The sequence below is a fragment of the Alphaproteobacteria bacterium LSUCC0719 genome (assembly GCA_040839025.1).
GTDB lineage: Bacteria > Pseudomonadota > Alphaproteobacteria > Puniceispirillales > Puniceispirillaceae > UBA8309.
On sequence record JBFPJN010000001.1, the window covers coordinates 568,246 to 594,304 of the forward strand.

24 protein-coding genes, 1 tRNA gene and 1 riboswitch are annotated in these 26,059 nt (G+C 56.9%); of the genes, 13 read left to right on the forward strand and 12 right to left on the reverse strand.

Annotation, left to right across the window (positions count from 1 at the left end; genetic code table 11):
- Positions 1 to 38 precede the first annotated feature (38 nt).
- The gene (locus tag AB3X55_02695) at positions 39 to 914 is read right to left on the reverse strand and encodes an ATP-binding protein (protein ID MEX0502486.1); all 876 of its coding nucleotides are present in this window, start codon (positions 912 to 914) and stop codon (positions 39 to 41) included.
- A 160-nt stretch (positions 915 to 1,074) separates the two neighbouring features.
- On the opposite strand from AB3X55_02695, the gene yajC reads away from it, so the two are divergent.
- The 5 genes from yajC to AB3X55_02720 all read left to right on the forward strand — a co-directional run bounded on the left by yajC (position 1,075) and on the right by AB3X55_02720 (position 4,969).
- Complete coding sequence (gene yajC, locus AB3X55_02700) at positions 1,075 to 1,395, forward strand: preprotein translocase subunit YajC (protein MEX0502487.1); 321 nt, start codon at positions 1,075 to 1,077, stop codon at positions 1,393 to 1,395.
- Positions 1,396 to 1,456: 61 nt separating this feature from the next.
- Positions 1,457 to 3,016, forward strand: coding sequence for a protein translocase subunit SecD (secD, locus tag AB3X55_02705; GenBank protein ID MEX0502488.1), 1,560 nt, complete (start codon positions 1,457 to 1,459; stop codon positions 3,014 to 3,016).
- Positions 3,017 to 3,028: 12 nt separating this feature from the next.
- Entirely contained in the window at positions 3,029 to 3,964 is a 936-nt protein-coding gene (secF, locus tag AB3X55_02710; GenBank protein ID MEX0502489.1) for a protein translocase subunit SecF, read from the forward strand.
- 7 nt (positions 3,965 to 3,971) lie between these two features.
- A complete protein-coding gene (locus tag AB3X55_02715; protein ID MEX0502490.1) occupies positions 3,972 to 4,352 on the forward strand; it encodes an Mth938-like domain-containing protein in 381 nt (126 codons plus the stop codon).
- Positions 4,352 to 4,969: a hypothetical protein gene (locus AB3X55_02720; GenBank protein ID MEX0502491.1), complete on the forward strand. Its 618-nt coding sequence runs from the start codon at positions 4,352 to 4,354 to the stop codon at positions 4,967 to 4,969. Before AB3X55_02715 ends, AB3X55_02720 begins: the two co-directional genes overlap by 1 nt.
- Here the strand turns inward: AB3X55_02720 and trmFO are convergent.
- Together trmFO and uvrA are read right to left on the reverse strand one after the other, a co-directional pair.
- Positions 4,938 to 6,314 (reverse strand): methylenetetrahydrofolate--tRNA-(uracil(54)-C(5))-methyltransferase (FADH(2)-oxidizing) TrmFO, encoded by a 1,377-nt coding sequence (gene trmFO, locus AB3X55_02725; GenBank protein ID MEX0502492.1) that lies wholly within the window; start codon positions 6,312 to 6,314, stop codon positions 4,938 to 4,940. The genes AB3X55_02720 and trmFO overlap by 32 nt on opposite strands.
- Positions 6,315 to 6,316: 2 nt before the next feature.
- Positions 6,317 to 9,280, reverse strand: a complete 2,964-nt coding sequence (gene uvrA, locus AB3X55_02730) for an excinuclease ABC subunit UvrA (protein MEX0502493.1) — start codon at positions 9,278 to 9,280, stop codon at positions 6,317 to 6,319.
- Positions 9,281 to 9,456: 176 nt separating this feature from the next.
- Here uvrA and ssb point away from each other — a divergent pair, with 176 nt between their 5' ends.
- From ssb to coaD, 3 genes are all read left to right on the forward strand, one after another.
- Positions 9,457 to 9,975, forward strand: coding sequence for a single-stranded DNA-binding protein (gene ssb, locus AB3X55_02735; GenBank protein MEX0502494.1), 519 nt, complete (start codon positions 9,457 to 9,459; stop codon positions 9,973 to 9,975).
- 180 nt (positions 9,976 to 10,155) lie between these two features.
- Positions 10,156 to 12,810 carry a DNA gyrase subunit A gene (gene gyrA, locus AB3X55_02740; protein MEX0502495.1) on the forward strand — a complete coding sequence of 885 codons (2,655 nt, stop codon included), beginning with the start codon at positions 10,156 to 10,158 and terminating at the stop codon, positions 12,808 to 12,810.
- On the forward strand, positions 12,807 to 13,310 hold the full coding sequence (gene coaD, locus AB3X55_02745) for a pantetheine-phosphate adenylyltransferase (protein ID MEX0502496.1): 504 nt from the start codon (positions 12,807 to 12,809) through the stop codon (positions 13,308 to 13,310). Before gyrA ends, coaD begins: the two co-directional genes overlap by 4 nt.
- Positions 13,311 to 13,390: 80 nt before the next feature.
- Here coaD and AB3X55_02750 read toward each other — a convergent pair whose 3' ends face one another.
- Positions 13,391 to 13,687, reverse strand: coding sequence for a transcriptional regulator (locus AB3X55_02750; protein ID MEX0502497.1), 297 nt, complete (start codon positions 13,685 to 13,687; stop codon positions 13,391 to 13,393).
- 20 nt (positions 13,688 to 13,707) lie between these two features.
- Here AB3X55_02750 and nrtS point away from each other — a divergent pair, with 20 nt between their 5' ends.
- The 3 genes from nrtS to AB3X55_02765 all read left to right on the forward strand — a co-directional run bounded on the left by nrtS (position 13,708) and on the right by AB3X55_02765 (position 15,031).
- Complete coding sequence (gene nrtS, locus AB3X55_02755; protein MEX0502498.1) at positions 13,708 to 13,968, forward strand: nitrate/nitrite transporter NrtS; 261 nt, start codon at positions 13,708 to 13,710, stop codon at positions 13,966 to 13,968.
- Positions 13,969 to 14,062: 94 nt separating this feature from the next.
- Positions 14,063 to 14,737, forward strand: a complete 675-nt coding sequence (locus AB3X55_02760) for a GNAT family N-acetyltransferase (protein MEX0502499.1) — start codon at positions 14,063 to 14,065, stop codon at positions 14,735 to 14,737.
- A gap of 218 nt (positions 14,738 to 14,955) precedes the next feature.
- A tRNA-Lys gene (locus tag AB3X55_02765) sits at positions 14,956 to 15,031 on the forward strand.
- Between the two features lie 166 nt (positions 15,032 to 15,197).
- Here AB3X55_02765 and AB3X55_02770 read toward each other — a convergent pair.
- On the reverse strand, positions 15,198 to 15,401 hold the full coding sequence (locus tag AB3X55_02770) for a hypothetical protein (protein MEX0502500.1): 204 nt from the start codon (positions 15,399 to 15,401) through the stop codon (positions 15,198 to 15,200).
- Between the two features lie 475 nt (positions 15,402 to 15,876).
- On the opposite strand from AB3X55_02770, the gene AB3X55_02775 reads away from it, so the two are divergent.
- Together AB3X55_02775 and AB3X55_02780 are read left to right on the forward strand one after the other, a co-directional pair.
- Positions 15,877 to 16,953 (forward strand): YjgN family protein, encoded by a 1,077-nt coding sequence (locus AB3X55_02775; protein ID MEX0502501.1) that lies wholly within the window; start codon positions 15,877 to 15,879, stop codon positions 16,951 to 16,953.
- A 109-nt stretch (positions 16,954 to 17,062) separates the two neighbouring features.
- Positions 17,063 to 18,094 carry a M48 family metallopeptidase gene (locus AB3X55_02780; protein MEX0502502.1) on the forward strand — a complete coding sequence of 344 codons (1,032 nt, stop codon included), beginning with the start codon at positions 17,063 to 17,065 and terminating at the stop codon, positions 18,092 to 18,094.
- A 19-nt stretch (positions 18,095 to 18,113) separates the two neighbouring features.
- Here the strand turns inward: AB3X55_02780 and AB3X55_02785 are convergent, their stop codons facing one another.
- The 7 genes from AB3X55_02785 to AB3X55_02815 form a co-directional block, all read right to left on the reverse strand.
- Positions 18,114 to 18,722 (reverse strand): ATP-binding cassette domain-containing protein, encoded by a 609-nt coding sequence (locus AB3X55_02785; protein MEX0502503.1) that lies wholly within the window; start codon positions 18,720 to 18,722, stop codon positions 18,114 to 18,116.
- Entirely contained in the window at positions 18,715 to 20,343 is a 1,629-nt protein-coding gene (locus tag AB3X55_02790) for an ABC transporter permease subunit (GenBank protein MEX0502504.1), read from the reverse strand. The genes AB3X55_02785 and AB3X55_02790 overlap by 8 nt, the downstream gene beginning before the upstream one ends.
- Entirely contained in the window at positions 20,319 to 21,326 is a 1,008-nt protein-coding gene (thiB, locus tag AB3X55_02795; GenBank protein ID MEX0502505.1) for a thiamine ABC transporter substrate binding subunit, read from the reverse strand. Before thiB ends, AB3X55_02790 begins: the two co-directional genes overlap by 25 nt.
- A 73-nt stretch (positions 21,327 to 21,399) precedes the next feature.
- Positions 21,400 to 21,500: riboswitch (TPP riboswitch) on the reverse strand.
- Between the two features lie 306 nt (positions 21,501 to 21,806).
- Positions 21,807 to 22,583, reverse strand: coding sequence for an MBL fold metallo-hydrolase (locus AB3X55_02800; GenBank protein MEX0502506.1), 777 nt, complete (start codon positions 22,581 to 22,583; stop codon positions 21,807 to 21,809).
- Positions 22,580 to 23,362, reverse strand: a complete 783-nt coding sequence (locus AB3X55_02805; GenBank protein MEX0502507.1) for a TatD family hydrolase — start codon at positions 23,360 to 23,362, stop codon at positions 22,580 to 22,582. The genes AB3X55_02800 and AB3X55_02805 overlap by 4 nt, the downstream gene beginning before the upstream one ends.
- Entirely contained in the window at positions 23,362 to 24,936 is a 1,575-nt protein-coding gene (gene metG, locus AB3X55_02810; protein MEX0502508.1) for a methionine--tRNA ligase, read from the reverse strand. Before metG ends, AB3X55_02805 begins: the two co-directional genes overlap by 1 nt.
- 72 nt (positions 24,937 to 25,008) lie before the next feature.
- Positions 25,009 to 26,058 (reverse strand): DNA polymerase III subunit delta', encoded by a 1,050-nt coding sequence (locus AB3X55_02815; GenBank protein MEX0502509.1) that lies wholly within the window; start codon positions 26,056 to 26,058, stop codon positions 25,009 to 25,011.
- Position 26,059 lies beyond the last annotated feature (1 nt).

A 26,059-nucleotide genomic window follows, 5' to 3' on the forward strand; every position in this document is an offset into this window, starting at 1 on the left:
GTGTGGCAGGCTGGCGATTGCCTGCAAGGCCGGGGTCGTCAGGTCGGTTTGGTCAGGTCGGTTTCGGTGCGTGCGGCCAGATCGACGATGAACTGCCACGCCACGCGACCCGAACGGGATCCGCGTTCCATCGACCAGGCAAGCGCCTCGCGGCGCACATCGACATTTGCCGTATTGATCCCGAAATGTGCGACATAGCCTTCGACAATGGCAAAAAATGTATCCTGATCAATCGAATGAAAGCCAACCCAGAGACCGAATCTGTCCGAAAGTGAGACGCTCTCCTCAACACTCTCAGACGGGTTGATGGCTGTTGATCTTTCATTTTCAATCATCTGCCGTGGCATTAGGTGCCGGCGGTTTGATGTTGCATAGAAAATGACATTGTCGGGTCGGCCCTCGACCCCGCCATCCAGCGCCGCTTTCAGGGATTTGTAACTGCTGTCGCCATGATCAAAGGTCAGGTCATCTGTAAAGACGATGAAACGACGGTCAAGCTGTGACAGATATGTCATCAGAAAGGGAAGGTCGGAAATATCCTCGCGATGAACCTCGACAAGCGCACAATCCATCCCACGCTCTGTAACCGTGCCGTGAACGGCCTTGACCAGAGATGACTTGCCAGTGCCGCGGGCACCCCACAACAACGCATTGTTGGCGGCAAAGCCCCTGACAAAGGCAATGGTGTTCGACAGCAGGCTGTCGCGTTGATGGTCGACGCCGCGCAGCAATCCCAACTCCACACGGTTGATCTTCGGAACCGCTACAAGACGCCGACTGGCGCGGTTCCACACATAGGCCTCGGCCGGCACCACATCGGCGGCTGTCGGATCGGTGGGACTGTGTTTTTCGAGTGCATCGGCAATGCGCGAAAGCTGGCGCAGGAACTCGGAATCGGTATCTGAATTGTTCATGCCGGAAATCTAACAGGGCTGGAGACGGCTAACAACTACCAAGCAAGCCATTTTTGGTGCGATTTCATGCAAACAGGTGGCGTTGATGATTGCTCAACCGTGTCTTGGTGTTTATGGTGCGGAACCGATGAATTCGAGCGCAGTCTGGAGTTGAAACGACATGCTTATTTCCCCAGCTTTTGCCCAGTCCGGCGGCTTTGCCGAAGGTGGCCTTGGGTTGATGCCTATCATCCTTGTGATGGTGATCTTCTATTTCCTGCTGATCCGCCCGCAACAGAAGCGTGCCAAGCAGCATAAGGAAATGCTGTCGGCCCTGAAACGCGGCGACAAGATCGTGACCAATGGCGGCCTGACAGGCACCATCATCAAGGCGGTTGATGACAGCGAAACAATCGAGGTCGAGATTGCCAAGGACGTAAAGGTCAATGTCGTCCGTACCATGATCGCCGACGTGCGCGGCAAGACCGAAGCCAAGTCGTAACCGACGACGGGGCCGTGGCGTTGCCTTGGCCCACATCCATCTGCGAAGAAAGCCCGCCGCCATGCTAAAGTTTGAAGGCTGGAAAAAGCTAGTTGTGATCTTCATCACCATCCTTGGTGTCGCCTATGCGGCCCCGAACCTGTTGTCGGGAGATGAAGAATTTGGTGGCGGCATCCTGCCGGGGCAGAAGATCAATCTTGGCCTTGACCTGCAGGGGGGATCGCATCTGCTGCTTCGGGTCGATATGGATGTCGTGGCACAGGAACGTCTGGAAAGTGCCGCCGAGACCATACGCCAGGAATTCCGCGGTCAGAAAATCAGGTTCAGTGGGCTTGACGTTGCTGATGACGAGGTGCGGGTCACCCTTCGCAAGGATGATGACAACGCCGCGGCCCGGCAGATTTTCACAGACCTTGGTCGTGATTTCGAGATTGTTGATCAATCTCCGGATTTCCGGATCTTCTTCAACGAAGTTGGCCTGACAACGCTGCAGGCACAGACAATCGAACAGTCGATGGAAATCATTCGGCGCCGGATCGACCCTGATGGCACAAAAGAGCCTGTCATTCAGCGCCAGGGTCAGGACAGAATACTTGTCCAGCTTCCCGGAGTTGATGATCCAGAGGAGATCAAGCGTCTCCTTGGCCGGACCGCAAAACTGACCTTCCAGCTTGTCGACTTGTCGATGAGCGCGCAGGAAGCCATCGACCGTGGCCGCACACCACCCGGCAGCGTATTGTTGCCAAGTGACGGTGATGACGGACAGTTCTATGTCGTTGAAAAACGCGTCATGGTCAGTGGCGAGCTGCTGGACTCCGCACAGGCAAGCTTTGACCAGAACAATCGCCCGGCTGTCAGTTTCACCCTCAACGCGACCGGCGCAAAGCGGTTTGGCCGCGTCACCGGGGCGAATATCGGCCGGCCTTTTGCGATCATTCTTGATGGCAAGGTCGTGTCCGCGCCGACAATCCAGTCACAGATTTTTGGCAGTGGCCAGATTACCGGCACGTTCAGTGTCGCCGAAACGAATGAGCTTGCGCTGATCCTGCGGGCAGGCGCGCTGCCGGCCCCGCTTATTGTCATGGAAGAACGGTCCATCGGTCCGGGGCTTGGCGCAGATTCGGTTGCCGCAGGAGAGATAGCGGCGCTTGTCGGTCTGTTGCTTGTCATCATTTACATGGTTGCCAGCTATGGCCTGTTCGGGGTGCTTGCGAATGTGGCGCTGGCGGTGAATGTCATTCTGATCCTCGGTGCCCTTTCAGCCATCCAGGCCACGCTGACATTGCCGGGTATCGCCGGTATCGTTCTGACAATGGGCATGGCCGTTGACGCAAATGTGCTGGTCTTTGAGCGCATTCGCGAGGAATTGCGGCGTGGTCGGAGCGTTATGGCGGCGATCGAAGGCGGGTACAGCCGCGCCATATCGACAATCATCGATTCGAATCTGACAACTCTGTTTGCCGCGCTGTTCCTCTATATCTTCGGATCAGGCCCGATCAAGGGATTTGCCGTTACATTGTCCATTGGCATTACAACCTCGCTGTTCACAGCGGTGATGGTGACGCGGATGTTGATCATTATCTGGCTCGAGCGCAAACGTCCGCGCCAGCTGGTTCTGTAAGGGAGACGACCGATGCGTCTGAAGCTAGTTCCCAGCGAAACCAGCATTGATTTCCTGCGGCTTCGCAAGCCTGCCATCATGTTTTCGGCTCTTCTCGTGCTTGCGTCGGTGGCGCTGTTTTCGCTTGTCGGGCTCAATCTCGGAATTGATTTCCGAGGCGGTATTCTCATCGAGGCGCGAAATGCCGACGGCCCGGCGGATATCGGCGATATCAGGTCTGATCTCAATCAGCTTGGCCTTGGCGATATCAGCATTCAGGGGTTCGGCAGCGAAACCGATGTTCTTGTCCGGGTGCAGCGTCAGGAAGGCGATGAAGAGGCGCAGATCGCGGCGATCAAGGCGATCACAGATTCGCTTGGGTCCGGATATGATATCCGACGGACGGAATTTGTCGGCCCGACGGTCGGCGCCGAGCTTGCAGAGAAGGGCATTCTGGCTGTTGTCTGCGCCTTGCTTGCCATCATGGTCTATATCTGGTTCCGCTTCGAGTGGCAGTTCTCGATTGCCGCCATTCTGGCACTTGCACATGATGTCCTGACGACAATTGGTCTGTTTTCGCTGACATCCTTTGAATTCAATCTGGCGACGGTAGCGGCGATCCTGACCATTGCCGGGTATTCGATCAATGACACGGTGGTGGTGTTCGACCGGGTCAGGGAAAATCTGCGTCGCTACAAATCCTACGAGCAGCGCGAAATCCTGAACATGTCGCTGAATGAAACGCTGTCGCGGACCGTCATGACATCTGTCACCACAATGCTGGCCCTTGTGGCGATTGTGTTTTTCGGCGGTGCGGTGCTTCGTGATTTCGCGCTTGCGATGATGTGGGGCGTGTTGATCGGCACCTATTCGTCGATCTTTGTCGCCGTTGGCTTGCTTGCCTCATTCGACCTGAAACGAAACCTTGATGAGGATGACGATCCAGGCGCAGTGGCCGAGGACGTCTGACCGCCGCATGGTTGATATCAAAACCTTTGGCGAGGGAAGTGATCTCCAGCTCATCCACGGGTATGGCGACGGCGGATTTCGTGTGTCTGGCACACGCCACAGTGGCAGCCTGTTTCTGTTGCCGCGCCTCGCCACTGCATGGACTCCACCCAATGAGCTGGACAATCTGACAGCTGCCGACCTGCTTCCGCATCTTGGCGATCCGGCAGCGCCACTGCTGATCCTCGGAGCCGGGGAGGCACCGCAGCACCCGTTCACCAGCCTCGGCGAGTCGTTGCGCGCCCGCGGCGTTGCCTTTGAATTGCTGTCGACACCAGCCGCCTGCCGAACCTGGAACGTTCTGATGAGCGAGGGACGTGCAGCCGCCGCGGCGCTTGTTGCCATCTGATGTCAGCCAGCTGGCAGGCTCTGCACAACCAGGACAGGTCTCTGGCGTTGTGTCTGCTGTTTGCCCCTGCAAAAACCCGCCCTCTGCTTGCCGACAGGCTGAGCCTTGCCCTCGAAGCCGAACTTGCCATACGTGTCACGTCCGAGCCGATGCTTGCCGCCATCCGGCTGCAATGGTGGTCAGACGCCCTGGAGACAGGTCGCCATGAAAATGTCCCGCTGGCGGAACGGCTTCTTGCCCATATCGGCCGCGGACATCTGGACCCCGACGCGGTTCATGCCCAGCTGGCGCTATGGCAGGACAGGCTGGGCGATGATACCTTTGGGGCGGACCGCTGCTGGCATGATTTCTTTGGAATGCTGGCCGAAGACAGGGCCGCAGAACCGGCTGCCAGCCTTGTCGGCGCGGCGCTCCGGACATCACAGCATGCAGACAGGCTTGATGACGGCCTCCTTGCCGATCTTCGCACGCCCCATCATTACTGGATCTGGATGATTGGTCAGCTGGCGCGACACGAAATGTCAGCAGCCGACGGCACAGACGACCCCTTGCTGATATGGAAAATGCTTGGCTGGCGGTGTGGCTTCAGGCTGCCATCCCGGCCGACCACTCCTTGAAGGACTCAAGTGCCCGTGTGGCATAAGCCAGCTTGCGGTCACGCCCCCGAAGCTTGCGCTTGCCGCCTGTCGCGGCAGCGTCGATTGGTGGGAACAGACCGAAATTCACATTCATTGGCTGGAATGTATCGGCATCGGCACCATCGGTGATATGCGAAAGCAGGGCGCCATGCGCCGTTTCGACGGGAGGTGGCGTCCATCTGGTGCCGTTAATCTGCGCGGCTGTCATCAGGCCAGCCATCAATCCAATGGCGGCTGATTCGACATAGCCTTCGACACCGGTGATCTGGCCGGCAAATCGAAGTGTCGGTCTGACTTTCATCCGCAGCTGAACATCAAGCAAGCGCGGGGAATTGATGAAGGTGTTGCGGTGTAACCCACCGAGACGCGCAAACTGGGCGGCTTCAAGACCGGGGATTGTCTGGAACACCCGCACCTGTTCGGCATATTTCAGCTTTGTCTGAAAACCGACCATGTTGTAGAGCGTGCCAAGGGCGTTGTCCTGACGAAGCTGGATCACGGCATGCGGACGGCTTCCATCATGAGCGTTGGTCAGGCCAACCGGTTTCATCGGCCCGAAGCGCAGTGTTTCGGGTCCGCGCGAGGCCATCACCTCGATTGGCATGCACCCTTCGAAATAGGGCGTGTTTTCTTCCCATTCGCGAAAGCTCATCTTTTCGCCGGTAAGAAGCGCATCTATGAACGCCTCATATTGCGGCTTGTCCATCGGACAGTTGATGTAGTCCTTGCCATCGCCGCCATCGGTTGCCTTGTCATAGCGCGACTGGAACCAGGCCACATCCATGTTGACGCTGTCGTAATGCACAATCGGCGCAATGGCATCGAAGAAGGCAAGATCATCCTCGCCGCCAAGCGTGCGCACCATCTGCGCCAGTGAGGGCGAGGTGAGGGGGCCGGTGGCAATGATCACATTGTCCCAGTCCGCAGGAATTTCCGTTACCTCTTCGCGTGCCAGTTCAATCATCGGATGGTCGGTCAGGCGGGTCTGCACCCCGAGGGAGAATCCATCCCGGTCGACGGCAAGTGCGCCACCGGCAGGTACCTTGTGAGTGTCGGCCTCGCTCATGATGATGGAATCCAGCATTCGCATTTCGGCATGCAGGACACCGACCGCATTTGCCTCAGCATCATCGGATCTGAAGCTGTTTGAACAGACAAGTTCGGCCAGCCCGTCCGTATGGTGTGCGTCTGTTTTCCGGACAGGGCGCATTTCATGCAGAACAACGCGAATGCCACGCTGCGCCACCTGATAGGCAGCTTCGCTGCCGGCCAGTCCGCCACCAACGATATGGACAACCGGCTTGCTGGTGTCGGTGTTTGGCATGGTCATCCCCTTGTCGGCAACATGCGCGCCAGATAGGCACCGGTGTGCGATTCCTTGACTTTGGCAACCTGTTCGGGTGTTCCCTCGGCAACAATCATGCCGCCGCCATCACCGCCCTCTGGACCAAGATCGATGATCCAGTCGGCCGTCTTGATCACATCCATATTATGTTCAATGACGATTACCGTATTGCCCTGATCAACAAGCTCCTGCAGGACCTCCAGAAGCTTGGCGATGTCATGGAAATGCAGACCCGTTGTCGGTTCATCGAGAATATAGATGGTGCGCCCGGTTGCCCGACGCGACAATTCCTTGGACAGTTTCACGCGCTGGGCTTCGCCGCCGGACAATGTCGTCGCCTGCTGGCCTATCCGCACATAGCCAAGACCGACCCGGAACATGGTCTCGAGCTTTTCGCGGATGGACGGTACGGCCTTGAAGAACTCGACACCTTCTTCCACAGTCATTTCAAGCACATCAGCGATGGACTTTCCACGGAACGTGATTTCGAGTGTCTCTCGATTATAGCGTCTGCCCTTGCAGGAATCGCAGGTCACATAGACATCGGGAAGAAAGTGCATCTCGATCTTGATCAGACCGTCACCCTGGCAGGCTTCGCATCTGCCGCCCTTGACGTTGAATGAAAAGCGGCCAGGTGCATAGCCGCGTGCCTTTGCTTCGGGCAGACCGGCGAACCATTCCCGGATCGGGGTAAAGGCACCCGTATAGGTGGCTGGGTTCGATCGCGGTGTACGGCCAATCGGCGACTGGTCGATATCGACAACCTTGTCCAGAAGTTCGGCGCCGGTGATGGATTTGTGCGCGGCCGGCATTTCGCGCGCCTTGTGCAGACGCCTGGCCAGACCCTTCCACAATGTTTCCAGCACCAGGGTCGACTTGCCACCACCGGAAACACCGGTAACACAGGTCAGCACCCCAAGGGGAAATTCAACAGTCACATCGCGCAGATTGTTGCCGGTGGCGTTCTCGACCCTGACCAGCCGCCCTTTGCGCGCCTTGCGCCGGTTCGCCGGTACACTGATTTCCCTGATCCCCGCCAGATATTGTCCAGTCAGGGAATCCTTGCTGGCGATGATCTGGTCGGGCGTGCCTGCGGCAACGATCCTGCCGCCATGAACGCCGGCACCGGGGCCCATATCGACAACATAATCGGCCAGTCTGATGGAATCCTCGTCATGCTCGACAACAAGAACCGTGTTTCCAAGATCGCGAAGACGCACCAGCGTGGCCAGCAGCCTGTCATTGTCGCGTTGATGAAGGCCGATTGACGGTTCATCAAGCACATAGAGAACGCCGGTCAGGCCGGATCCGATCTGCGATGCCAGCCTGATCCGCTGGGATTCTCCGCCAGACAGGGTGCCGGAATTACGTGCCATCGACAGATAGCCAAGCCCGACATTGACAAGAAAGCCAAGCCGCTCGTTGATTTCCTTGAGGATCCGCGCCGCAATTTCAGAGTCCTGGCCGTGAAGCTTGTCATTCAACCCGGCAAACCAGTCACGGGCATCGCCTATCGACAGCCTGGCAATATCAGAAATGTCGTTCTGGTCGACCTTCACCGCCAGCGCCTCCGGCTTGAGCCGCTTGCCATTGCACGACTCGCAGGGATGATTGGCGCGGAATTTTTCCAGTTCCTCGCGCACCCATGATGAATCCGTCTCGCGATACCGGCGCGCCAGATTTGGCATCAGGCCTTCGAAGGGACGCTTGGTCTTGTAGGACCGCATACCGTCATCGAATTCCATGGTGACGGGAAGTTTTCCGGACCCCTGAAGGATCAGGGTCTGGATTTCCTCATCCAATTCGCCAAATGGCATATCCAGCGAAAACCCGAATTGCCGTGCCAGTGATTCCAGCGTCTGGACGTAATAGCGGGAACTGCTGTTTGCCCATGGCGCGATGGCACCGCCCCGCAATGTCTGCCGGTGATCGGGAACAACCAGCTGTTCATCGAAATGGCTGCTGACCCCAAGTCCGTCACAGGCCGGACAGGCCCCGAACGGGTTGTTGAAGGAAAACAGACGCGGTTCGATTTCATCAATGGTGAAACCGGATTCAGGACAGGCGAAATTGGCCGAGAAAACGGTCCGCGCTCCGGTGTCGGCATGGTCGGCAAAGGCAAGGCCGTCAGTCAGTGAGAGGGCTGTTTCCAGCGAATCGGCAAGCCGTGTGGAAAGCTCGTCCGGATCACCGCGTATGATCAGCCTGTCGACAACAAGTTCGATGTCATGCTTGCGTTTCTTGTCGAGTTCCGGCGTGTCGTCGAGGTCATAGATTTCACCGTCGATTCGCACCCGGCTAAAGCCTTTGCGATGATATTCGGCAAGCTCCTTGCGATATTCACCCTTGCGACCGCGTACGACAGGTGCCAGCAGGTAAAGCCGGGTGCCTTCGTCCATGCCCAGCAGGATATCGACCATCTGACTGACGGTCTGGCTGCGGATCGGCAAGCCGGTTGCCGGTGAGTAGGGGATACCAATCCGCGCCCAGAGAAGCCGCATATAGTCGTAGATTTCGGTAACAGTCCCGACGGTGGAGCGCGGATTGCGTGATGTCGTCTTCTGTTCGATCGAAATCGCCGGCGACAGACCCTCGATCAGATCAACATCCGGTTTCTGCATCATTTCCAGGAACTGCCTGGCATAGGCAGACAGCGATTCGACATACCGTCTCTGGCCTTCGGCATAGATAGTATCAAACGCAAGCGACGATTTGCCGGAGCCGGACAGGCCTGTCAGCACCACCAACCGGTCACGCGGCAGGTCAATGCTGACATCGGCCAGATTGTGTTCGCGCGCGCCGCGCACGGAAATCACCCGCGGCTCGATACGCGCCGCAGTGGCCCCGTCTTCGGGGGGATGGATATCGCCGGAGGTTGGTGGGTTCATGCCGCTGGCAAGCAGCGCACCATCGGCGGGAAGGGGGGATTTGGTTTCATTCGGCATCGCGAGACTATACCCGTGGCCACCAGCCCCGACCACCCCAAAGCGGAACAGCTGGCTGCGGCTAAATTTACATCATTGTTGTTGTCATTTATGCGTCCAACTGGGTAATCTAAAGGCCTTATCGATGCTTTTTATCCATATCCCCAAAAAAACTCATACGAAGGAGTTGGTCAGCCATGGCAGGCAGTGTGAACAAGGTTATCCTGGTGGGTAATCTGGGTCGCGATCCCGAAATCAGGAATACCCAGGACGGGGCCAAAATCGTGAACCTGTCAGTTGCGACGTCCGAACGGTGGAAAGACCGGATGAGCGGTGAGCCGCGCGAACGGACCGAATGGCATAGGGTCGTCATCTTCAACGAGAATCTTGCACGGGTTGCCGAACAGTATCTTCGCAAAGGGTCCAGCGTCTATGTCGAAGGTCAGCTTCAGACACGCAAATGGACCGACCAGCAGGGTGTCGAAAAATATACGACCGAGGTTGTTCTTGGCCGCTTCAGGGGCGAATTGACGCTTCTTGGCGGCAGGTCGGAGGGAGCCGGGTCAGGTGGTGGATACGGCGATTCAATGGGCGGCGGCTATGGCGGTGGCGGCGGTTCAGCGCCGTCGTCCGGTCAGGCACCGGCAGCATCTTCGCCAGCTACACCGCCACCAATGCATGGCGGTGACGCTCCGGATGATGATATTCCGTTCTAAAACAGAACGATATGAATGAAAATTGACCCGTTACCTTGATACAGGTGGCGGGTCTTTTTTTACGTCTTAAATCAACAATATTTTGAGGTTTGACCACAAGATATGGTATAGATGTTGTGGATGACGGCTTGTTTGACCGTCTGGTGACTATGATGGCCGTATCGGCCCGAAGAGACCGCAGTGACAGACACATCTACGCCACCTGCCGACCCGCTAAACCCGACTATTTCGATTACCGAGGAAATGCGGAAATCCTATCTCGATTACGCGATGAGCGTGATCGTGTCGCGCGCATTGCCGGATGTTCGTGACGGGCTGAAGCCGGTGCATCGCCGCATTCTGTATGCGATGATGGAAGGCAATTACGACTGGTCGAAACCGCCACGCAAATCTGCGCGTATCGTTGGTGACGTGATGGGTAACTATCACCCGCATGGCGACAGTTCGATCTACGAGGCGATGGTCCGGATGGCGCAGGATTTTTCCATGCGTCTGCCACTTGTCGATGGTCAGGGAAATTTCGGCTCTGTCGATGGTGATCCGCCGGCGGCGATGCGCTACACCGAATCACGCCTTGCCAGGGCCGCCGAAAGTCTGCTTCGCGATATCGACAAGGAAACGGTCGATTTCACTGAAAACTATGATGAAACCCAGCTTGAACCTACGGTGCTGCCGGCTGAATACCCCAATCTTCTGGTCAATGGGGCCAACGGCATCGCGGTCGGCATGGCCACGAATGTGCCACCGCACAGTCCGGCTGAAGTCATCGCCGCCTGTGAAGCCTTTATCCGCAACCCGGACATCACTGTCGAGGAGCTGATTGAAATCGTTCCCGGGCCGGACTTCCCCACCGGCGCTCTGATCATGGGCCGGGCCGGCATTCGTGATGCCTATCACACCGGTCGCGGGTCGGTGATCATGCGGGCCCGCGCCGAGGTCATTACCGACGCCAGGGATCGCGAAACCATTATCGTGACCGAAATCCCCTATCAGGTGAACAAGGCCCAGCTGCTGGAGCGGATAGGTGAACTGGTCCGCGAAAAGACCATCGAAGGCATCTCCGACATCCGGGACGAGTCGGACCGGACCGGCATGCGGATCGTGGTCGAGGTCAAGCGGGATGCCGCCGGCGATGTGGTGTTGAACCAGCTGTGGCGGCACACAAGGCTGCAGACGAGTTTCCCGGTCAATATGCTGGCGATGAATGGCGGCCGTCCCGAACAGATGGGGCTGAAAGACGTTATTGCCGCTTTTTGCGAATTCCGCCGCGAGGTGGTGACAAGACGGTCCGTCTATCAGCTTGGCAAGGCACGGGAACGGGCACATCTTCTGGCCGGCCTGATGGTGGCGCTTGCCTCTATCGACGAGGTGATCGAACTGATCAAGCGGGCGCCTGACACCGAAACCGCCCGCAACCAGCTCTGTGAACGAGCCTGGCCAGCCGCCGAGGTCGAGGCCTTCATCGCCTTGATCGATGATCCGGGGCATGAAGTGGTTGACGGCACCTATCGGCTGTCTGAGGCACAGGCGCGGGCCATCCTTGAGCTTCGCCTGCAGCGTTTGACAGGGATGGAACGCGAAAAGCTGGCCGAGGAAACCGGCGAACTTGCCCAACGCATTGCGGATTACCTTGAAATCCTTGGGTCTGCTGACCGGGTCAACGAGGTCATTCTTGACGAGCTTGCCGCCGCCAGAGAGCGGTTGGGTGGGCCACGGCGGACCGAAATTTCGGACCAACTTGTCGATCAGGATGATGAGGATCTCATCCAGCAGGAAGATATGGTCGTGACTGTCAGTCACCGTGGCTATATCAAGCGCGTGCCTCTGTCCGTCTACCGGGCACAGCGCCGCGGCGGCAAGGGACGCGCCGGCATGAAGACCCGTGACGAGGATTTTGTCACCAGGCTGTTTGTTGCCAACACACATACCCCGATCCTGTTTTTCACCTCGAGTGGCATGGTCTATCAACTGAAATGCTATCGTCTTCCTGAAGCCGCGCCACAGGCGCTTGGCAAGGCGATGGTCAATCTACTGCCGATCGAAACAGGTGAAACCATCAATACAGTCATGCCGATGCCGGACGATCCCGACAGCTGGGATGATCTGCACATCATGTTTGCCACCGCGACCGGCAATATCAGGCGCAACAGGTTGAGCGACTTCACCAACATCAAACGCAATGGCAAGATCGCGATGAAGCTTGCCGATGGTGACGAGCTTGTCGGCGTTGCGCCATGCAACGAAAGTGACGATCTGTTGCTGGCGACACGTGATGGCAAGGCGATCCGGTTTGCCGTCGATGCGGTTCGGGTGTTTCGTGGCCGTGACAGCACCGGTGTCAGGGGGATCAAACTTCTTGGCAAGGATTCCGTGGTGTCGATGTCCATCATTACCGACGAGGACAATGAATTCGTGCTGTCGGTGACCGAGAACGGCTATGGCAAGCGCACACAGGTATCCGATTATCGGCGCGCCGGGCGCGGCGGCCAGGGTGTGGCCAATATCGAAACCAGCGACCGCAATGGCCGGGTCATGGCCAGCTTTACCGTCGTCGAAGACGATCAGCTGATGCTTGTGACCAATCATGGGCAGATCATCCGGATCCGTGTTCATGGCGGCGAGGGCGATTCCATCAGGGTTGCCGGTCGAAAGACACAGGGTGTGCGCCTGTTTGATGTGTCGGGTGATGATGACGAGCGTGTTGTCTCGGCTGGTCTGATCCGTGATGCGGATGACGGCGATAATGACGCCGATACTGAAAATGACGGCGAAGTGGCTGACGGCCAAGAGGGAGGCACGGCTGGTGATTCCGACCAGCCGGCAACCGACGAATGAGCCACCGGATCATCGCCTATCCAGGGACTTTCGACCCGCTGACATACGGCCATCTGGACATTATCCAGCGCGCAGCGCGGCTTGGTGACGAGTTGATCGTTGCGGTTGCGGCGAATGCCGGCAAGGGCCCGTTGCTCACTGTCGAAGAGCGGACCGAGCTGGTGACCTCGGAGTGCAAGCGCCTGAATGAAGACGGCACCGTCAACGTGCCGATCCGGGTTCTGAATTTTTCAAACCTGTTGACGGACTTTGCGCAGGAGCAGGGTGTCTCGGTCATTGTCAGGGGGCTTCGCGCCGTTTCCGATTTTGAAATCGAGTTTCAGATGGCAAGTATAAACAAACGGTTACATGGCGATCTTGAGACCGTGTTTTTGATGGCCGCCGAGCATCAGCATTTTGTGGCATCCCGTTTCGTCAAAGAGGTCAGCCGCTATGGCGGCGATATTTCAAGCTTTGTCCCGGCCAGTGTTGTCCGCAAGATGAAGCTTCTTCGATCCTAGGGCACGTCACGTCTGAAATCGCCCGCTGTCTGGTCCGGTCGGTCCGGACATGGATTTCCTGTCAAGGCACACTGACGATGTCAGGTTTTCAGGAACATGATCCTCTTGCCGGAAAAGGTCAGTGTTTTCGGCGATAACGTCTTGGTAAACCTGACGATATTCTCCTCGATCATCTGTTCCACCCTGGCCTGGGTTGCCTCATCCGGAAATTCCCAGATCACCGTTGAAATATGGGGCGCCTGTGCGTTGCGAAAAGCCTGAAAGCTTACACCCTTCAGATCCTTAAGCAGATCGGGCCATTTCGTTTGTAAGATCGATTCAAATAGTTCACATTCTTCTGCAGATGGAAATGTCCTGATGAATATCTTTGTAAACATTGTGTCTCCGGGTCCACTTCATGTTCGATCTCAAATACGTGGCGTCGGTCTTTTTCAGTCGTAATGTGGCAAAGCGGTCTTTCATCGTAGCTGTCATTGTCGGCACAATTCTAGCCTTTATCAACCACGGTGAAGTGATTGTTTCCGGCAATTTGACGGCCACCTGTTGGATCAAGATGATTGCGACCTGCCTCGTTCCCTACACGGTGTCTTCCGTCACCTCGGTTCTCGGCGCATTGGAAAAGCGCAACGCGACGCTTCAGGAAACAGGGGCTGCCTGATACCGAGAGAGGGTTGCGGGAGGAGCCTAGGTCTTATCCTTGCGGCGCAGCTATATATCGCCAGAATTCGCCAATAATCGCGCTATTCATAAGTGTGAATCCCCTTATATTTCCAAAACAAACCCTGTCGGCGGCATCCCTCTATGCTGTCGGCTCGCAATATCAGGTTCCGACGGGCAAATTTCCGACGGGCAAGGCGCCAACTCAAATAATCTCAACATGGACAGGGTGGAAAATATTGATTCAAGTATGTGCACGGGTCCGGTTGCGCCCCTTCCGCTATTTGGATGCAATGGATCTTGTTTGTGGTCTGAATGACTGGCAGGTGGCGCGCTGGCTTGCGAGTGTTCCCCATCCCTATCGGTTCGACCACGCAATGGACTATCTTGCACGGCCTGAACATCTGGCTGTAGAGGCTGCCCTCGGTGATGCAACCGCCATACTTGCTGTCGCGGTAACCCATGATGGATCCGGAATTGGCGGGCTGGGCCTCGTGCCGTCAAAACGTAATGAAGGAGCAAGGGAACTGGGATTTTGGCTGTCGCGTCCATATTGGGGGCAGGGGATCATGCCCGGGGCGGTGATCGCCCTGATTGACGAGGTGACGCGGCAGGCACCGAACACCTTGATTGTTGCAAGTGCAAACCATGACAATATCAGGTCGCAACGGCTGATTCGTTCCCTCGGTTTCAGTGAAGACGGCCATGATGAAATCTTTTCAAACCCCCTACAGCGACTTGTCACGACTGTCTGCTTCCGGCGGGCATGATGATGTGCATTCGTCTGGATGACAGATTGCCGTGAATCGTTGAAAGCGCCATCAGTCGCGTGAATCTGCGGGTACTGTATCGGCCCTGTCACCAACTGTCACAGCATCAGGCCACGCATGGGAAAAAGGGGGTGGACAGGGTTTCATCTAATCTCTATATCGTCCTCGTGTGATCGGGGGTTTTCCCGCTTCATCTTCCCGTGTTCTCACGGCATGACGGGCGCGTAGCTCAGTTGGTAGAGCAAGTGACTTTTAATCACTGGGTCACAGGTTCGAATCCTGTCGCGCTCACCATTCAAAGCCGGTGTAATCCTCTGGATTATGCCGGCTTTTTTTGTCTCTGCCAGTCAGACCTTTCTGCAAGAATATCGCGCGGCAAACCTGCCGCTACGCAGACATGAAAAAACCCCCTGACCAGCATTGGCCAGGGGGTAACATCCAACTGACGGGAGAAGATCAGTCAGATGGTGATCGCGACTCCCTGGCGGTCGAGTGCAACAACACCGCCTTGTGGAGCCACATAGCAGGCGAAAAATTCGTCACCCTGCATGGCCGCTCGAATGTCGTAATGAAGCTTGCTTTGCGCCGTGCGAGGGAAGGAAACACGACGGGTGCGGCTATCTGCATTCGGTTTGCTGAAGAATGAAACAGCTATTTCAGCCATTGGGAAACTCCTTGTTACATCTGCCTTTGTCGACCGCGACGCCGGTTGGAGGAATGCCCGGTGCCGCTGTCTGGTAACAAGTTAGCTTCACCTGTATTAATTAATCGTAAATTACTTATCACACGAATGTGACTTCAACGTCTGTCGCCGCGATTGCATGGTTACGGCATGGTTTAGGTGACTTGTTGATGATTTGTCAGTGGTTTGTCAGATTGGTCCATTCCACGCTACGATACCCGGAATAGAGGTGCCGACATCCCTGTATCATTGCCGATTTGGCTGTCACGAAATGAAACAGATGTGGCGTCACCGTTAGCGAGGAAATACCGGTCTCATGTCGGATAAACCCCATAATCCTTTTGTTGCACCTCCATCCGGGACAGGCCAGGACGCGTCTCAGCACGGGTCGGCAGACGGTGGAGAAGGAGAGGGTGTCGAAAAAGACACGGCGTCAAATGGAGGTTCGACGCCCCACATGGACGGTCCTGTCGCAAGATTCACGCCGCTTGTGTTCAGCGGCACTGCGCGTGCGCTTTTTGGTCTGCAATTCGTTAATATTCTGCTGATTCTGGTGACGGTCGGCATCTGGACGCCATGGGCGCGTGTACGAAAACGACGGTTCTTCTATAACAACACGCGCATATTGGGTGAGGGACTCGATTACCTTGCGACCGGCCTTGACCTGTTCAAGGGCTGGATCGTGGTTGTGGGCCTCTTGATGCTGTTCTACGCCCTGCCGTTCCTCGGAATCCCTTTCCTTCAGGAGGGTGCAAGTCTTGTCCTTCTTGCCATATATCCCTGGGCAATCAATCGATCACTTCGCTTCAACGCACGCAATCTAGCGTGGCGAGACGTTCGTTTCGATTTTACAGGCACCTATTTCGGGTCAGCCTGGTATCTGTTTCTGCTACCGTTCATTGGCGTACTCAGTCTCGGCATCCTGTTGCCCATCGCATCAAAGGGGATGCGGGAATATGTGGCCCGCAACTACAGTTTCGGAGCCGCGCGATTCGGCGGCAAGGGACAGCTTGCCAGCTATTACGGTGTCGGCCTTAAATGTCTGTTGTTAAGCCTTGTTCTGATTGGTGTTGGTGCGGTGGTGGTTGGTCTTGCCATCTATGGCAATCTGGGCACAGCCACGCCCATGCAGGACGATCTGGCATCGGTTCTGGCTGGTGGTTTCGGCGTTGGCATGGGCTATCTGGTCCCGATAATGCTTGTGCTGATATTTACGCTGGTTGGCGGTTATTACCGCGCCTTGACCCGCAATATCATGGTAAACGCGCTGCGGCTTCAGGGGGGGATCAGGTTCCGTTCACATATTTCAGGGTTCGGTCTTGGTTGGATTATCGTCAGCAATCTGATCCTGTCGGTGGTGACACTGGGTCTGCTTTTGCCCTGGGCGCAGGTCAGGCAATATCGCTATCTTTCCCAGAATACGGAAATCCGGCCAGCAGCCGATGTGCAGGGATATCTGGACCGCCAGACGCGGGCGGGAAATTCGATCGGTGATGCCGTTGGCGAGGCTGGTGGTCTGGAAATCAATTTCTAGATCGACGACCACGGACACCATACCGCCACGGACACCATACCGCCACGGACACCATACCGCCACGGATACCATAACGCCACGGATACCATAACGAAGGACAAAACTCGCAATGCAGGTTCAGGGAAGTCTGACAAGGGCGGGAACGACCCGGACCGTTCCGGCGGCGCTGCTTGTTGGGCCGGGTCGGGATTCCGGCATCGACGCGCTGTTTCTTGCCAGAGCGGATCAGCAGCATGTTGAGCAGATAACGATCGATCATGTGCTGCCAAAGATTGGCGGCGGTGACCTTCGTCTGCGTTTATCAACAGGCGATGTCATCAGATTTTCCGCTGACACGGATGTCGCGCCGCTGGAACAATTTTTTCCGCACCAGGCAAAGGTTGGATCCAGACTTTCACGGCTCGAAAAGGTGGGGTGGCGCGGCATGCTGGTGCTGTCTGTCCTGTTTCTGGTTGCACTTGCCGGGTTGCGTCTGGCGATTGCGCCGGCTGGCGATGTGTTGGTGCGGCTGGTGCCGGATGCCCTTGTTGAACGTGGCTCCGGCCTGGTGCTGGCCCAGCTTGATATGACCCTTCTTGAGGACAGCCAGCTGCCGGTCGCAACACAGGACCGGCTGCGCGAGGAATTTGCACGGATGCGTCAGTTGGCACCTGCGGAATTTGCCGATACCCGACTGCATTTCAGACGCGCGTCGGCCATCGGGCCAAACGCCTTCGCGTTACCGGGAAATGATATCGTCCTGTTGGATGAGCTGGTGACATTTGCCAATGATGACGATGTTGTGCTTGCCGTGGTGGCCCATGAATTCGGACATGTCACCGGGCGTCATGCGCTGCGGCAGGTGATGCGCAGTGCCGTTGTGGCCATCGGCGTCGGACTGATTGTTGGTGCCGAGGAAACCATCCTCGAGGAAATTGTCGGTTTTGGCGGAAATATTGTGCTGTCAGGCCAGTCTCGAGACTTTGAACTTGAGGCTGACCAGATGTCGGCAGACTGGATGAGCAGGCTTGGGCATGATGAAGAAGCGCTCCCCCGCTTTTTCCGGAAGTTGCAGACCAAATGCGGAAATATGTGCGATGGCGGGGGATTGCTGGCCTCACACCCGTCCTTTCGCGACCGTATTCAGGCGATGGCCGAATAGGTGGTTGGAAGATCTGGGGCTAGGTGGCGAGTTTCAGCACATCACAGCCAAGATAGGCCGCGTCACGGTCATCATGGCTGACAACGACAACCGCCATCCGGCGCGCTGTGGCGATTTCCCGGAGCGCGTCAAAACATCCCTGCCGGGTTGGCCAGTCAAGAGCGCTGAAACTTTCATCAAGAAGCAGGATTGGACGGTCGCGAAGCAATGCCCGGACAAGCGCCACACGCTGTTGCTGTCCTCCTGAAATGTCTTCCGGCAGACGATCCTGCAGACCATCTATGTCGAGCCTCATAAAGGCTTCGTCCACCTGCGTCGGCGTTACCCCACTGCCTTCAAGCGCCACGGTTACATTTTCGTGGCAGGACAGATGAACAAACAGGTTGTCCGATTGAAAAACTGTGGTAACCGGGCGTTCCCATGGTGGCAGCGACGAAAAGTCCATACCGTTCCAGGTACATCTGCCGCTGGCGACAGTTTCAAATCCGGCAATCAGATCGAGAAGGGTGGTTTTGCCCACTCCGGATGGTCCCTGAACAGCCAGGATGTCGCAAGCCTTCAGTGAAAAGTCGTAGAAAAATTTCAGACCTCCTGCACGTTCAAAGGCCACTTTGTCCACTTCAAGCATGACGACGTCTCCTCAATATTCTGGCCGCCAGTGTGAATGCCAGGAACAGCAGGAATGTAAGGCCAAGAAGCCACAAAGACAGAGCTGCAGCCTCGCCGGCACGATAGCGTGCCATCGTCTGATACAAAAGCCATGGCAGGGTCTGGAACTGCTGGCTGCCAAACAGCGCAACAATCGTCATGTCACCAAGTGACAGCGCTGCTGACAGGCCAGCCGCGAAACCAAGTTCCTGCGTGATCGCAGGAAGGGTCACCAGACGCAACCGTCGCCAGCCACGAAGCCCAAGCCCGGCGCACAACCTGTCATGCGTCGCGGCAAGAGCGGCAAGACGACCTGTCAGAATCCGATAGGCGAAGGGAAGGGCGATCAACATGTTGCCAAGCATCACCAGCAAGGGAGCAAGCACGAAGACATCCGCAACCGACCGCAGCAGGATGAACAGACCTGTTCCAAGCACGATCGCCGACACGGACAGATAAAGTGATATCGACAGATCAAGTGGCCAGACTGATAGAGCGGCAGCGGTGCGACGGGTTCGCGCACTGGCCAGAACCAGCGCAAGTCCCGTGGCCACGCTCCCCGATGCAATGGCAATGAGAACAGAGGTGATGGCAGATTGGTGGAAGGCAGGCCAGCTTGTTACCGTGAAAAGATGCGGCCCGGCTCCGCGCGCCAGAATGGCGATGACAGGCAGCATCGTGATGATCACAAACAGCGCAAGCGCACCCCCATCCGTTATCCGGCAACGCCACGTTGCCTCGCCACTCTGTTCGAGTGCCGCGCTGACAGACCGCGGTGTTGCGGCCCATGATCGGCCGGTCAGACGTGTCAGCATGATGACAACCAGACCACAGATCACAAGCTGGACAAGTGCCAGTTTGCCAGCCAGCGCCATATCAAAATCAAACCGCAGGGCCGTGTATATATTGACCTCCAGCGTCGTTACGGCGGGTCCGCCGCCAAGCATCAGAATCAGCGAGAACGAGGTAAAGCACAGCAGAAATACCAAAGCCAGCAATCCCGGGATCACCGGCCGCAAGACTGGCCATTCAACAAGGCGAAACCGATCCCATTCGGACAGTCCCCATTGCGCCGACAGCCGCCATTGCGCCGCCGGTATGCTGGCCAGCGCTCCGTATAGTACCCGCAGCATCAAGGGTGCGTTGAAAAACACATGTGCCAGAAGCACCGCCCCAAGACCATAGATTGGCGGCAGACCGTCAAGGCCAAGAAAAGTCAGCCCTTCAGAGACAAAGCCGCGCTGCCCCCAAACAGCAATGAGCCCGGCTGCAGCAACCGTCGTCGGCATGACAACAGGAAGAAATGAAAACGGCACCAGCCATGCCGCGCGCCAGCTTGATGCGCGTCGCCAGCAGGCGCGGGCCACCGGCAGGCCGAGCGCCAGCGAGAGCAGGGCGGACAGGCATGCCTGCATGGCCGTGAACATGGCGACGTGGACGATATCAGCGCCTGTCCCGGTCGATCCACGCCCGGCAACGGATATCAACGCGCCGATGGCCGCCGCAGCAAGCGCAAGCAGCCCCGTGGCAATCCCCAGACCAAGGGGCGATATCGGTCCGGGGCGTCGCCAGTCGGCTATTGGCTGAGCGCGCGTTGCCACTCGTCAACCCAGACAGATTTGTTCTGTGCAACCTCTTGAGGTGAATAGAGCCGCGATTCACCGGGCTGGATCAGCCCGGCAAAGGCGTCCGGCAGGTCGGCCTTGCCGGCAGGATACATCCAGTTGGTTGTCGGAATCACCGACTGAAAGTCTGGAGCCAGGATGAAATCCATGAACCGGCGGGCCAGATCAGGCTGCGGCGCGTTCTTCAGCATGGCTGCCACCTCAACCTGCATGTAATGGCCTTCGTCAAAGGCGGCTGCCTTGTATTTATCGATTTCCTCGGCGACGATGTGATAGGCGGGAGACGTCGAATAGGACAGAACCATATCGGCCTCGCCCTCAAGAAACATTGAATAGGCATCCCACCAACCCTTGGTGACAGTGATGATTTTCGGTGCCAGCCCAGCCCACGCATCGCCAGCTTCATCGCCATAGACCGAGCGAACCCACAGCAACAGGCCAAGCCCGGGGGTGGATGTGCGGGGGTCCTGAATGACAATCCTCATAGTGTCCGGAGCATCGACAAGCGCCTGCAGTGATGTCGGCGGGTTCGCCATTTCCTCGCTGTTATAGATGAACGCAAAATAGCCCCAGTCAAGCGGCACAAAATGATCATCGTCAAACGCAACGGGAAGGGTGGTGCGCCCGGCAAGCTGAACGCCATGCGGGGCAAACAGACCTGTGTTGCGGGCGGTTTCCATAAGGCTGGTATCAAGGCCCAGGACCAGATCGGCCTTGGATGAAGGCCCTTCAAGCTGTACCCGCCCCAGAATGCCAATGGAGCTGTCCAGCGCGACAAACTGGACTTCACAGCTGCAGTCGACCTCAAAAGCTTCTTTAATGGCCGGTCCCGGGCCCCATTCCGAGGCAAAGGAATCATAGGTATAGATCGTCAGCACCGGCGTATCGGTCGCCTGTGCGGGAACGGTTGTCATCGCCATAGCGATCGCCGCCATGACAGTTCCAAGAATAGTGCGCATGTTACCTCCAATGCGGCCGCGTCAGCCATATCGAACGGTAAGGAAGGGAATTTCAGGATCGACAGGGAAGACACCCGTCCTGTATTCGCTTTCCTCCGCCAGCATGACCTGGTTCAGGTTCTATGGGTTTTTCTCAGCCTGACCGTATCGGCGCAGGCACCCCAAGCGTGTTCACACTTTATACTGTGTGTGACTGAAAGATCAAAGCAGGAAACCAGCGCCTGTGATCGGCCTACACGGATCAGGATCATTCCGGTGGAGGCAGTACCATCCGGCGAAATGATAACCTGCGGTGATAAAGGGGGATGAGCTTTGCTCAGTTTGGTCAGGTTGGTCAGATTGCCATAGGAGGCCGGATTACAGAGGATCTGGATGCAACCAATCTAAATGTCGCATAATGTATATTATGGAAAATAATGATGGTAGCCTGAATTAACCGTTTTGTGCAGGAATTTCCGATAATCCCTTGTAATTACGATGTTACAGATCAAACACCATACCATCTATGCCTGGCTCTGTCCGCGGCGGGCACAATGCCGCCAGCGTCGCGTAATCGGCATCAAGGCCAAGATGCGTCAGCACCGCCCTGTCCGGTTTGACCCGCTTGATCCAGTCGAAAGTCTGCTCGTAATGGCTGTGTGACTGATGCGGTGTTTCACGCAGCGCTTCGACAATCCATAACGGGACACCGGCGATCTGATCCAGAACCTCGTCATCCAGCCTGACAACATCCGTCGAATAGGCAAACAGATCATTGAACATGAAGCCCAGAGATTCGGTCGTACCGTGATCCTGTCGGAAAACATCGACGGCAATGTCGTTGAATGTCAGGCGTTGACCTGGCTCGATTTCAACAATTTTCATCGGTGGAACAAAATAGCTTGGCGACTCCGGCTGTTTTTCGAACAGATACGGATACCGCGCGCGAATGAAGTCACCGTGGAATTTCGTGGCATGAACCTCAAGGTCAATGCGGTCTGGCCAGTAATAGGCACGCAAATCATCCAGACCGGCAATATGATCCGAATGGGTATGGGTGATCAGTACCGCGTCGATTTTCTTCAGACCGGCGGGTAACAGCTGCTGTCTGATATCCGGACCGGCATCAACAAGGATGGTGGTTTCCTCGGTCTGGACAAGAACAGCACAGCGCTGCCGGCGGTTTCGCGGGTCGTTGGGATCGCAACGACCCCAGCCGGCATGACCAAGTGCCGGCACGCCGACGGATGTGCCGCACCCCAGAAGAGTAACCTTCATGATGCCTCCATGCGCGAGAACAGCCGCAGCGTGTTGGCGCGTGTCCGGCTTGTCATATCATCAACCGATGTTCCGCGAAGATCCGCCAGTTTGGCAAGGGTGTGGCTTGTATAAGCAGGCTCGTTAGGTTTTCCCCGCATTGGCACTGGCGCCAGAAACGGCGCGTCGGTTTCAACGAGTATCCTGTCTTCCGGTGCGGTGCGGGCCACCTGCTGGATGATTTCGGCGGATTTGAACGTCAGAATTCCGGAAAAACTGACATAGAACCCGACGTCAAGGGCCCGGCGCGCCAGCTCGGCACCTGAACTGAAACAATGCAGAACGCCGGTAAAGGCCCCTTTTGCCATCTCGTCCTCGATGATATCGGCAATATCGTCGTCAGCTTCACGCGCATGGACGATGATTGGCAGCCCAAGCGCGCGCGCCGCCGTGATCTGGGCCCGGAAGCTTGCCGCCTGCCTGTCGCGTGGCGCGTAGTCATAATGATAATCAAGCCCCGCCTCGCCGATGGCGACACAGCGCGGATGATCGGCAGCGGCCAGAATAGCGTCGACATCACAGGCCTGCGCTTCATTTCCAGCTTCGTGCGGATGGATCCCGGCACTGAACCAGACATTGTCATAGGTCTCGGCAATACGGCGCGGCCGGTCAGCTGTACTCAGCTTCACCCCGATTGTAATGACACGGTCGACGCCCGCCTCATTGGCGCGGGCCAGCACCGCCGGCAGGTCATCGGCAAGCTGCGGATAGTCCAGATGTGCATGACTGTCGATGATCATCAGTCGCCCTGCCCGGATTCGTCTTCCACATAGCGTGGAAATACAGGTTCCGGTTTGGTGATACTGGTGCCACCATGCAGACGCCCAGCGCCGCCAATGACCGTGAAATCACGGGCGTCGGGCGCAATGCCAAGTTGATCAAGAATGCGACCGGCAGAATCGGGCATCACCGGTTGCACAAGGATCGCCACCTGTCGGATTGTTTCCGCCAGCACCGCCAATACCTCGCCCATCCTGTCTGGGTCTGTCTTTTTAAGGCCCCAGGGTGCCATCGCGTCTACATAGCGGTTGGCATCGGAAACCACCTGCCAGATTGCCCGCAAGGCCTCATGGAAGGCCTGCCTGTCCATCTGCGAACGCACCTCGTCGATCAGAGAGTCCGTTGCCGCAAGCAGGGTTTTATCCGGATCCTGCGGCGCGGCGGGAAGCCCGGGCATCACCCCATCGCAGTTCTTGAAGATCATCGACAGAACGCGCTGGGACAGATTGCCAAGATCATTGGCAAGATCGCCATTCATCCGGTGGATCATGGCACGACGGGAAAAGTCGCCGTCATTGCCGAACGGCACCTCGCGCATCAGGAAATAGCGCGTCTGATCCAACCCGAATTCTGCTGCAAGCTCGTTCGGATCAATCACATTGCCAAGCGATTTTGAAATCTTCTCGCCTTCATTCGTCCACCAGCCATGCGCAAACACACGCCTCGGCAACGGCAGACCGGCCGCCATCAGAAAGGCCGGCCAGTACACAGCGTGAAACCGCAGAATGTCCTTGCCAACCATGTGCAGGTCGGCGGGCCAGAATTTGGCATGGCGGTCGGAATCACCATACGCCCCATCGGTAGGCCAGCCAGTTGCGGTAATATAGTTTGTCAGCGCATCGAGCCAGACATACATCACATGCGCATCATCATTCGGCACCGGCACGCCCCATGAAAAACTGGCGCGGCTTACAGACAGATCACGCAGCCCCCCTTTGACAAAGCTTTTGACTTCATTGAATCGCGAGGCAGGGCCGACAAAGTCCGGGTTGGCCTCGTAAAATTCCAGAAGCGGCTGTTGCCATTCGGACAGGTTGAAGAAATATGACGGCTCCTCAACCCATTCGACAGGTGCCCCTGTCGGCGCCTTGCCGTCAACAATTTCGGTCTCGGTGTAGAAAGCCTCGTCCCGCACCGCATACCAGCCAGCATAGCTTCCCAGCTTGATATGGCCGCGGTCCAGAAGCATTGTCCATAATTTCTGACAGGCCGCCTTGTGGCGGGCTTCGGTGGTCCGGATAAAATCGTCATTGGAGTAATTCATCCGCGCGGTCAGATCGCGGAAATTCTGGCTGACGCTGTCTGTGAATGCCTGCGGTGTGACAGAATTGTCATGCGCCGCCTTTTCAACCTTCTGGCCATGTTCGTCAGTACCGGTGAGGAACATGACATCAAAGCCGTCCAGCCTCTTGAACCTTGCCAGTACATCGCAGGCAAGCGTGGTGTAGGCATGGCCGATATGCGGCTTGTCATTCACATAATAGATAGGCGTCGTTACGTAAAAGCGCCTGCTGTCTGAACCGGTCATTCCGATTGTCCTGAATACCTGTAAAATGGCCGTGCCGTCCTGTCGGCCCGCCTTGCAGGATGTAGCGCTATAGCCGTTTCAGGGCAAGGATTTCCGGTGAATTGCGATCAGTTCACGGCTCAGGAAATGACCAAAATCCAGATACAGGCCGTCCATCATCGAGGCGCTATGCAGAAATTTGGAATGGGCTTCGGCAAGGTCGGCGGCGGTGTGCCCCGCTGCCAGACGCGTGATGGCGGGTGTTTCAAAATCACATTGTGGCCCCGTTACACCATTGCCGGCCTTTAATGCGGCAAGGCGAAGCAATCTGCCAACAAGCCAGATCGCCCCGTCGCGCGCTGCCTGTCCGGCTGCGCCACCCCGCCCCCATTTGTCGCACAGGGTTGCCAGCGCAGCTTCGTCAAGGTGAGGCTGTGCCATCAGCGAGCAAGTCGCACGATACAGATCGTCGGACTGGCTTTCCGCCAACGCCACCCCCCTGCCCGGCGCGCCTTCCGCAAGGTGTGACAGCGCTGCCAGCCGGTCACTCTCCTCTTCATCCAGCGTGGCGGCAAGAATGCTCTGACAGGAACCGATATCCAGCGGTGCCAGTCTGACAAGCCGGCAACGCGACCTGATTGTCGGTGGCAGACGGCCAGGCTTTGAGGCCACGAGAATGACCATTGCACGCTCAGGCGGTTCCTCAAGAAGTTTCAGCAACGCATTGGCACCATTGCGATTTACGGCATCCATAGAATCAATGACTGCAACACGCCACCCACCCCGGCCAGGCTTGGTTGCCATGAAGCTGGAAAGTTTGCGTATCTGATCGATCTTGATCTGACCTGATTTGTTGTCCTCGGTCTGTGGACGAACAAACATCAGATCTGGATGCGACCCCCGGATCACCAGATTGGCCCCCGGATCACCACGGTCAAAAGCGAAAGAACCCGAACCCTGCGGTCTGTTCTCGCTCAGCAGCCAGGCTGCGGCCATCGCCGCCATAATCGATTTTCCAATACCCTGTGGCCCCGTCAGCAGCCAGCCATGCGCGACGCGCCCACTGGCCATGGATTGTGACAGCGCATCGGTAAAGGCCGCATGCCCCAGAATATCCCCATCCGGTATCAGCAGCGACGCATCATTCATG

Excerpts from the sequence above, each read along its gene's own strand:
- yajC (MEX0502487.1), top strand. The coding sequence starts at position 1,075 with ATGCTTATTTCCCCAGCTTTTGCCCAGTCCGGCGGCTTTGCCGAAGGT.
- AB3X55_02770 (MEX0502500.1), bottom strand. The coding sequence starts at position 15,401 with ATGGCTGAAATAGCTGTTTCATTCTTCAGCAAACCGAATGCAGATAGC.
- AB3X55_02715 (MEX0502490.1), top strand. The coding sequence starts at position 3,972 with ATGGTTGATATCAAAACCTTTGGCGAGGGAAGTGATCTCCAGCTCATC.
- AB3X55_02750 (MEX0502497.1), bottom strand. The coding sequence starts at position 13,687 with ATGTTTACAAAGATATTCATCAGGACATTTCCATCTGCAGAAGAATGT.
- AB3X55_02775 (MEX0502501.1), top strand. The coding sequence starts at position 15,877 with ATGGACGGTCCTGTCGCAAGATTCACGCCGCTTGTGTTCAGCGGCACT.
- secD (MEX0502488.1), top strand. The coding sequence starts at position 1,457 with ATGCTAAAGTTTGAAGGCTGGAAAAAGCTAGTTGTGATCTTCATCACC.
- AB3X55_02695 (MEX0502486.1), bottom strand. The coding sequence starts at position 914 with ATGAACAATTCAGATACCGATTCCGAGTTCCTGCGCCAGCTTTCGCGC.
- AB3X55_02800 (MEX0502506.1), bottom strand. The coding sequence starts at position 22,583 with ATGAAGGTTACTCTTCTGGGGTGCGGCACATCCGTCGGCGTGCCGGCA.
- AB3X55_02805 (MEX0502507.1), bottom strand. The coding sequence starts at position 23,362 with ATGATCATCGACAGTCATGCACATCTGGACTATCCGCAGCTTGCCGAT.
- thiB (MEX0502505.1), bottom strand. The coding sequence starts at position 21,326 with ATGCGCACTATTCTTGGAACTGTCATGGCGGCGATCGCTATGGCGATG.
- trmFO (MEX0502492.1), bottom strand. The coding sequence starts at position 6,314 with ATGCCAAACACCGACACCAGCAAGCCGGTTGTCCATATCGTTGGTGGC.
- AB3X55_02815 (MEX0502509.1), bottom strand. The coding sequence starts at position 26,058 with ATGAATGATGCGTCGCTGCTGATACCGGATGGGGATATTCTGGGGCAT.
- secF (MEX0502489.1), top strand. The coding sequence starts at position 3,029 with ATGCGTCTGAAGCTAGTTCCCAGCGAAACCAGCATTGATTTCCTGCGG.
- ssb (MEX0502494.1), top strand. The coding sequence starts at position 9,457 with ATGGCAGGCAGTGTGAACAAGGTTATCCTGGTGGGTAATCTGGGTCGC.
- uvrA (MEX0502493.1), bottom strand. The coding sequence starts at position 9,280 with ATGCCGAATGAAACCAAATCCCCCCTTCCCGCCGATGGTGCGCTGCTT.
- AB3X55_02720 (MEX0502491.1), top strand. The coding sequence starts at position 4,352 with ATGTCAGCCAGCTGGCAGGCTCTGCACAACCAGGACAGGTCTCTGGCG.
- coaD (MEX0502496.1), top strand. The coding sequence starts at position 12,807 with ATGAGCCACCGGATCATCGCCTATCCAGGGACTTTCGACCCGCTGACA.
- AB3X55_02780 (MEX0502502.1), top strand. The coding sequence starts at position 17,063 with ATGCAGGTTCAGGGAAGTCTGACAAGGGCGGGAACGACCCGGACCGTT.
- nrtS (MEX0502498.1), top strand. The coding sequence starts at position 13,708 with ATGTTCGATCTCAAATACGTGGCGTCGGTCTTTTTCAGTCGTAATGTG.
- AB3X55_02785 (MEX0502503.1), bottom strand. The coding sequence starts at position 18,722 with ATGCTTGAAGTGGACAAAGTGGCCTTTGAACGTGCAGGAGGTCTGAAA.